Origin of the sequence: Nonomuraea lactucae, from assembly GCF_003313395.1 — a bacterium.
Taxonomy (GTDB): domain Bacteria; phylum Actinomycetota; class Actinomycetes; order Streptosporangiales; family Streptosporangiaceae; genus Nonomuraea; species Nonomuraea lactucae.
The window spans coordinates 1-5,956 of sequence record NZ_QNFZ01000840.1 but is presented as its reverse complement, the minus strand read 5'-3'; the positions used below and the strand labels follow the sequence as shown (position 1 = coordinate 5,956).

The 5,956-nt window shown below is 72.5% G+C and carries 7 protein-coding genes; 1 reads left to right on the top strand and 6 read right to left on the bottom strand.

Annotated features, from left to right (window positions below):
- The 5 genes from DQW85_RS29195 to lhgO form a co-directional block, all read right to left on the bottom strand.
- Window positions 1-1,197 (bottom strand): GTPase family protein (locus tag DQW85_RS29195; RefSeq protein WP_113703066.1); only part of this gene is annotated, 1,197 nt, incomplete at its 3' end.
- Window positions 1,198-1,206: 9 nt separating this feature from the next.
- Window positions 1,207-1,863, bottom strand: coding sequence for a response regulator transcription factor (locus DQW85_RS29190; protein WP_113703068.1), 657 nt, complete (start codon window positions 1,861-1,863; stop codon window positions 1,207-1,209).
- Between the two features lie 65 nt (window positions 1,864-1,928).
- Window positions 1,929-3,344: a sensor histidine kinase gene (locus DQW85_RS29185; RefSeq protein WP_113703065.1), complete on the bottom strand. Its 1,416-nt coding sequence runs from the start codon at window positions 3,342-3,344 to the stop codon at window positions 1,929-1,931.
- Entirely contained in the window at window positions 3,344-4,057 is a 714-nt protein-coding gene (locus tag DQW85_RS29180; protein WP_205315496.1) for a response regulator transcription factor, read from the bottom strand. The genes DQW85_RS29185 and DQW85_RS29180 overlap by 1 nt, the downstream gene beginning before the upstream one ends.
- A complete protein-coding gene (lhgO, locus tag DQW85_RS29175) occupies window positions 4,054-5,244 on the bottom strand; it encodes an L-2-hydroxyglutarate oxidase (RefSeq protein WP_113703064.1) in 1,191 nt (396 codons plus the stop codon). The genes DQW85_RS29180 and lhgO overlap by 4 nt, the downstream gene beginning before the upstream one ends.
- Window positions 5,245-5,386: 142 nt before the next feature.
- On the opposite strand from lhgO, the gene DQW85_RS29170 reads away from it, so the two are divergent.
- Entirely contained in the window at window positions 5,387-5,761 is a 375-nt protein-coding gene (locus DQW85_RS29170; protein WP_113703063.1) for a hypothetical protein, read from the top strand.
- Between the two features lie 12 nt (window positions 5,762-5,773).
- On the opposite strand, the gene DQW85_RS29165 is transcribed toward DQW85_RS29170, so the two are convergent.
- Window positions 5,774-5,956 (bottom strand): hypothetical protein (locus DQW85_RS29165; RefSeq protein WP_162795465.1); only part of this gene is annotated, 183 nt, incomplete at its 5' end.

The window sequence follows — 5,956 nt, the reverse complement described above, 5'->3', positions numbered from 1 at the left end:
GGTGGCCGACCAGCCGTCCAGGCAGCGCTCGGCCGCGGCGTCGGCCGCCCCCCGGATCAGCGCCTCGACGCCGCTCTCCAGCGCGTCGCGCAGGTCGGCGGCGGGCGCCCGTCCGGTGAAGAACGCAACCACCCGGTCGCGCAGCCACCCCACCCGGCTCTCCAGCGACCGCATCAGGTCGCCGGTGCCGATGAAGTCCTGCCAGCGGGCAAGCACCTCGCCGCGCAGCAGCGACCCGTCGCGCATGCCCTCGTCGAAGTCCGCCATCGCGCCCGCGTACGCGCCGGACACGATGGAGCGCAGCCCGTCGAACCCCGCCTGCTGCCGCCGTAGCGCCTCGGCCAGCACGGGCACCCGAGCGGACAGGCTGTCGAGCGCCCCGGACAGCGTCTGCCGCACCACGCGGGACCGTTCGGCCGCGTCGGCGGCCAGCCCGGTCAGCCAGGTGACGATCGGCTCCACCATGGGGGCGGGCAGGCGCGCCCTCTCGGACGGCAGGGCGGCCTCCGGCACGGTGAACAGGCGGGTGCCGTCGAGCCCGTTGGCGACCAGGAGGCGTTCGAGGTCACGGGTGACCGGCTCGACGGCCTCCGGGGGCGCCCGGTCCAGCACGACGGCCAGCGCGGTGCTCCGTTCGCGGGCCGAGCGCAGGAAGCTCCACGGCACCTCGTCGGCGTAGCGGGCGGCGGTCGTCACGAACAGCCACAGGTCGGCGGCGGCGAGGAGCTGCGCGGCGAGCTCCCGGTTGGCGGTGACCACCGAGTCGATGTCGGGCGCGTCGAGCAGGGCGAGGCCGGCGCCGAGCGCCTCGGAGGTGACCACGCGCAGCGCCCCCGCGGTGGCGCCGCTGGTGCGGGAGAGGCCGGGCAGCACGTTCGGCCCCATGAACCAGTCGCGGTCGGCCGGGCTGGCCACGAGCGTGGGCACCAGCGTGGTCGGCCGCAGCACTCCGGGCTCGGCGACGTCGGCCCCGACCAGCGAGTTGACCAGCGTGGACTTGCCCGCGCCGGTGGAGCCGCCGACAACCGCGAGCAGCGGCGCGTCGATCGCGCGGAGCCTCGGCAGCAGGTAGTCATCGAGCTGCCCGGCGAGCTCCCTGTGCATGCGCCGGTCGCCGTCCACCTCCCCGATGGCGAGCGGGAACAGCTCGCCGTCGAGCCGGTGGCGCAGCGCCTCCAACGCGCCCAGCAGGTCCATGCCCCCACGCTAGCCCGCGGGCGGCTCCCGCAGCACATATCCAACGCTCCGCAGCGTGTGGATCAGCCTCGGCTCGCCCGCGTCGACCTTGCGCCGCAGGTAGGAGACGTACGACTCGACCACGCCGGCGTCGCCGCCGAAGTCGTAGTTCCACACGTGGTCGAGGATCTGCGCCTTCGACAGCACCCGTCCCGCGTTGGACATGAAGTAGTGCAGCAGCTTGAACTCGGTCGGCGACAGCCGCACCGGCCGGCCGCCCCGCCACACCTCGCGCGCCTCCTCGTCCAGCTCCAGGTCGGCGACCCGCAAGCGGCTGGCGGGCGCGCTCTCCCCGCGCGTACGGCGGAGCACCGCGCGGATCCTGGCCTGCACCTCTTCCAGGCTGAACGGCTTGGTCACGTAGTCGTCGCCCACGCCCAGCCCGAAGATCTTGTCCTCGGTGGCGTCACGGGCGGTCAGGAAGAGCACGGGCGCGGCGATCCGCTTGGCCACCTCGAACCCGTCCAGGTCGGGCAGCATCACGTCGAGGACCACCAGGTCGGGTGAGGCGCGCTCGGCCACCTCGACGGCCTCATAGCCGTCGGCGGCGGTGAGCACCTCGAACCCGGAGAAGCGCAGGCTGGCGGCCAGGAGATCCCTGATGCTGGGCTCATCGTCCACCACCATGATCAACGCCTCGGGTTTTGTCACCTACCCAGCGTGACCCAGGAGGCTGAGGAATAGCTGAAGGGTCACTCCAAAGCGAGTGGGAGTTCGACACGGAAGGTGCAGCCCGCGCCCGGTGCGGTGACCAGCGTGACCGTGCCGTCGTGGGCGCGCACCAGTGCCTGCACGATGGCCAGGCCCAGCCCGCTGCCCCGGTCCTCGCCCGAGCGGCGGCGCGACCTGGCCGAGTCGGCCCGGTAGAAGCGCTCGAAGACCTTCTCGGCCTGTTCGGGCGGGAGACCGGGCCCCTTGTCGGCCACCTCCAGGAACACCGTGCTGGGGCCGGCCCCGACCCGGATCGTGACCGGGGTGCCCTTGTCGGTGTGGATGAGGGCGTTGGTCATGAGGTTGGTGACGACCTGGCGGAGCCGTACCTCGTCTCCGGAGACGATGAGGGCCGCGCCGCCGACGACGTCGAGGTTGATCACCCGGCCGGGCTCCAGGATGCGGGCGTCGTGCACGGCGTCGGCGGCGAGCGCCAGGATGTCGACCGGCCGCATCCGCAGCGGCCGCTGCTGGTCGACCCGGGCGAGCAGCAGCAGGTCGTCGACGAGCAGGCTCATCCGGCCGGCGGCCTTCTCCACTCGCTGCATCAGCTCGACGGGGTCGGCGTTCGGGTTCTGCCTGGCGTACTCGGCGAACCCGCGGATGGAGGTCAGCGGCGTGCGCAGCTCGTGGGAGGCGTCGCCGACGAACTGCCGCATCCGGTCCTCGGAGCGGCGGGCCGCCGCCTCGGACGCCGATCGGGCCACGAACGCGGCCTCGATCTGCGCGAGCATCCCGTTGAGCGATCGGGCGAGCCTGCCCACCTCGGTACGGGGGTCGCCGTCGGGCACCCGGCGGCCGAGCTCGCCCCGCGCGATGGCCTCGGCCGTGTCCTCGATCTGTTCGAGCGGCCGCAGGCTCCGCCGGACGCTGGTGACGCCCACGACGGCCAGGATGAGCAGGATGCCGCTGCCGCCGAGCAACTCGATGAAGCCGAGCCGGCGGGTGATCTCGTCGACCTCGGTCAGGTCCGCGGCGACCACGAACTCGGCGTGCGGGGTGGCGGCGTGCAGCACCCGCCACTCGCCTGTGCCGTTGATCGCCGGGGTGGTGTAGATGTCGTGGCCCGGGGTGGGCGACAGCACCGGCTTGGACTTGAAGTCGACGTCGCGGTCGATCTGGAGCGGCATGAACTGGCCGCCCGGCTCCTTCACGAGCACGATCGTGTCGGACTCGAGGAGGAGGTGGTTGACCTTCCTGGGCTTCTGGCGGCGCTGCAGGTCGAACTCCAGCTTCTTCTGCATCCGCACGGCGACCAGGTTGACCTGGCTGTCGACCCGGGCCAGCAGGTAGCCGTGCAGGACCGAGACGCTGACCAGGCCGATGAAGGTCAGCCCGAGCGCGAGCAGCGCCAGCATCGCGGCGATCAGCTTGATCCTGAGCGGCAGTCCGGACATCAGGCGCCCGGTGGCAGGCGCAGCACGTATCCGACGCCGCGCAGGGTGTGGATGAGCCGTGGCGAGCGGTTGTCGATCTTGCGGCGGAGCACCGACACGTAGGACTCGACGATGCCCACCTCGCCGCGGAAGTCGTAGTCCCACACGTGGTGCAGGATCTGCGGCTTGGACAGCACACGTCCGGCGTTGGTCATGAAGTAGCGCAGCAGCTTGAACTCGGTCGGCGACAGCGCCACCGGCCGGCCGCCGCGCCACACCTCGTGGCTCTCCTCGTCGAGCTCGATGTCGGCGAACGTCAGCCGCGGGGGCGGGGCCGGCACCTCGCCGTTGGTGCGGCGGAGCACCGCGTGGATCCGCGCGACCACCTCTTCCAGGCTGAACGGCTTGGTCACGTAGTCGTCGCCGCCGATCGTCAGCCCGCGGATCTTGTCCTCGGTCTCGTCTCGGGCGGTCAGGAAGACCACGGGCGTGTGCGTCCCGCCGCCGCGCAGCCGCCGTACGATCTCGAACCCGTCGAGGTCGGGCAGCATGACGTCGAGCATGATGAGGTCGGGCCGGTGCCGCTGCACCGCCGCGACGGCGTCCATGCCGCTCTTGGCGGTCGTCACGTCGAACCCCGCGAACCTGAGGCTCGCGGCGAGGAGTTCGAGGATGTTGGAGTCGTCCTCGACGATCAACAGGCGTGCTTCCATCACCTTCAAGGATGCCTTCATCGGACGGATGCCGGAACAAGAGCGGCGATATGCCGCGCGATGGCAAGACTGGACGTGGCGGCCGGAGAGGGCGCGTTGCGCACGAGCACCACCCTGCCGTGCACGTCCACGGCGAAGTCGTCCACCAGGCGACCGTCCCTGGCCACGGCCTGGGCGCGCACGCCGCCCTCGGCGCGCCGCAGGTCGGCGGCGGTGAGCTCGGGGACGTAGCGCTGGGCCGCCTTGAGGAAGGCGCTCTTGACCAGCGACCCGTAGACCTCCCTGAGGCCGGTGCGCCAGTGCTGCCGCGCCAGGCGTATCGTGCCCGGCCAGCCGGCGATCCGCCGCACGTCGCGGACGTCCCGCCAGCGGTAGCCCTCGTAGGCGAGCGCGAGCACCGCGTTCGGCCCGACGAGGACCTCGCCGCCCAGGTGCCGGGTCAGGTGCACGCCGAGGAACGGGTAGCGCGGGTCGGGCACCGGGTAGATCAGGCCGCGCACCAGGTCGCGCGCCGGGCCGGCCAGCGCGTGGTACTCGCCGCGGAACGGCACGATCCTGACGTCACCCGGGTGCCCGGCCATGGCGGCGACCGCGTCGGTGCCGAGCCCGGCGCAGACCACCAGCCGGTCGAAGGCGAGCCGGCGCCCGGCCGCCAGCACCTCCACGCCCCCGGCGGTCTCCCTGATCGCCCGCACCGGGTGCGCGAGCCGTACCGAGCCACCCAGCTCGGCCACGTCCAGGGCGAGCCTGCGCGCGACCGCGGCGAAGTCCGTGATCGCGGTGTGCGGTGAGTGGATCGCGGCCACGCCGACCGCGTGCGGCTCCACCTCGCGCAGCGCCAGCGCGTCGAGCTCGGCGATGCCCGGCACGCCGTTGGCCCGGGCCCGCTCGGCCAGCGCCAGCAGCCTCGGCCGCTCAGCTCGGGTGCTCGCCACGACCAGCTTGCCGACCTCCTCGTACGGCAGGGCGTGCCGCCCGCAGTAGTCCTTGAGCAGTGCCACGCCCTCGCGGCACAGCCTGGCCTTGAGCGAGCCCGGCGGATAGTAGATGCCGGCGTGCACGACACCGCTGTTGTGCCCGGTCTGGTGCGCTCCGACCTGGTGTTCCTTCTCCAGGACGGTGACCTCGGCGCCCCTGGCGCCGGCCAGCTCGCGAGCCACGGCGAGACCCACGATCCCCGCCCCGACGACCCCAATCTTCTCCGTCACGACGACAGTCTGTCGACTTCACGCCCGTCCAGGTGGCCTTCGGCACAGAGCAACCGCAATGTATCCGAAACTGTGTCTTTGACCTGCTGGTATCAGCCACCTCGGCTCATGGGGGCGAATCGAACGTGAGTACGATGACCCCATGTACGTCCCGCCGGAGTGGCCCGCCGAGGTCAGGCCGCCGAGCGTTCCCGACTGGGAGCGGTCCGCCGTCGCCTGGCTGCTCGACGCCGTGCCGCCCGACTACCGCGCCTATGAGGTGCTCAGGCGGCACCCGATCGCGCTGGCCAGGATGGCGAGCCACCACGTCCGGGCGGCCATCGAGGCCGCCCGGTCCGGCTACCGGGGAGCGGCCGTCGAGCTCAAGGGCCACCTGCCACCGCACGCCATCGAGGCCGTCCTCGACGCCTACCGCCAGGAGGGGCCCCGGCTGGTCCGCCTGTCCCGCTCGATCGAGGTGGTGGAACGCGCTCTCAGAGGCGACCTGTTCACCGCCACCATGCGCAACCACCCGTGACCGGCACGGAGCTCACTTGGTGCGCTTGGCGACGAGGCCGATCACGCCGCTGGCCGCCGCGGCGGCGACCAGCAGGATGATGACGTCCCGCGCGGTCAGCCCGCTCTTGTCCCCCGCGCCGTCGGCCTGCCCCCCGGAGCGGTCGGACGGCCGCCGGGAGGACTGCCCGGCGGCGTCGGCCGGAGAGCCCGACGG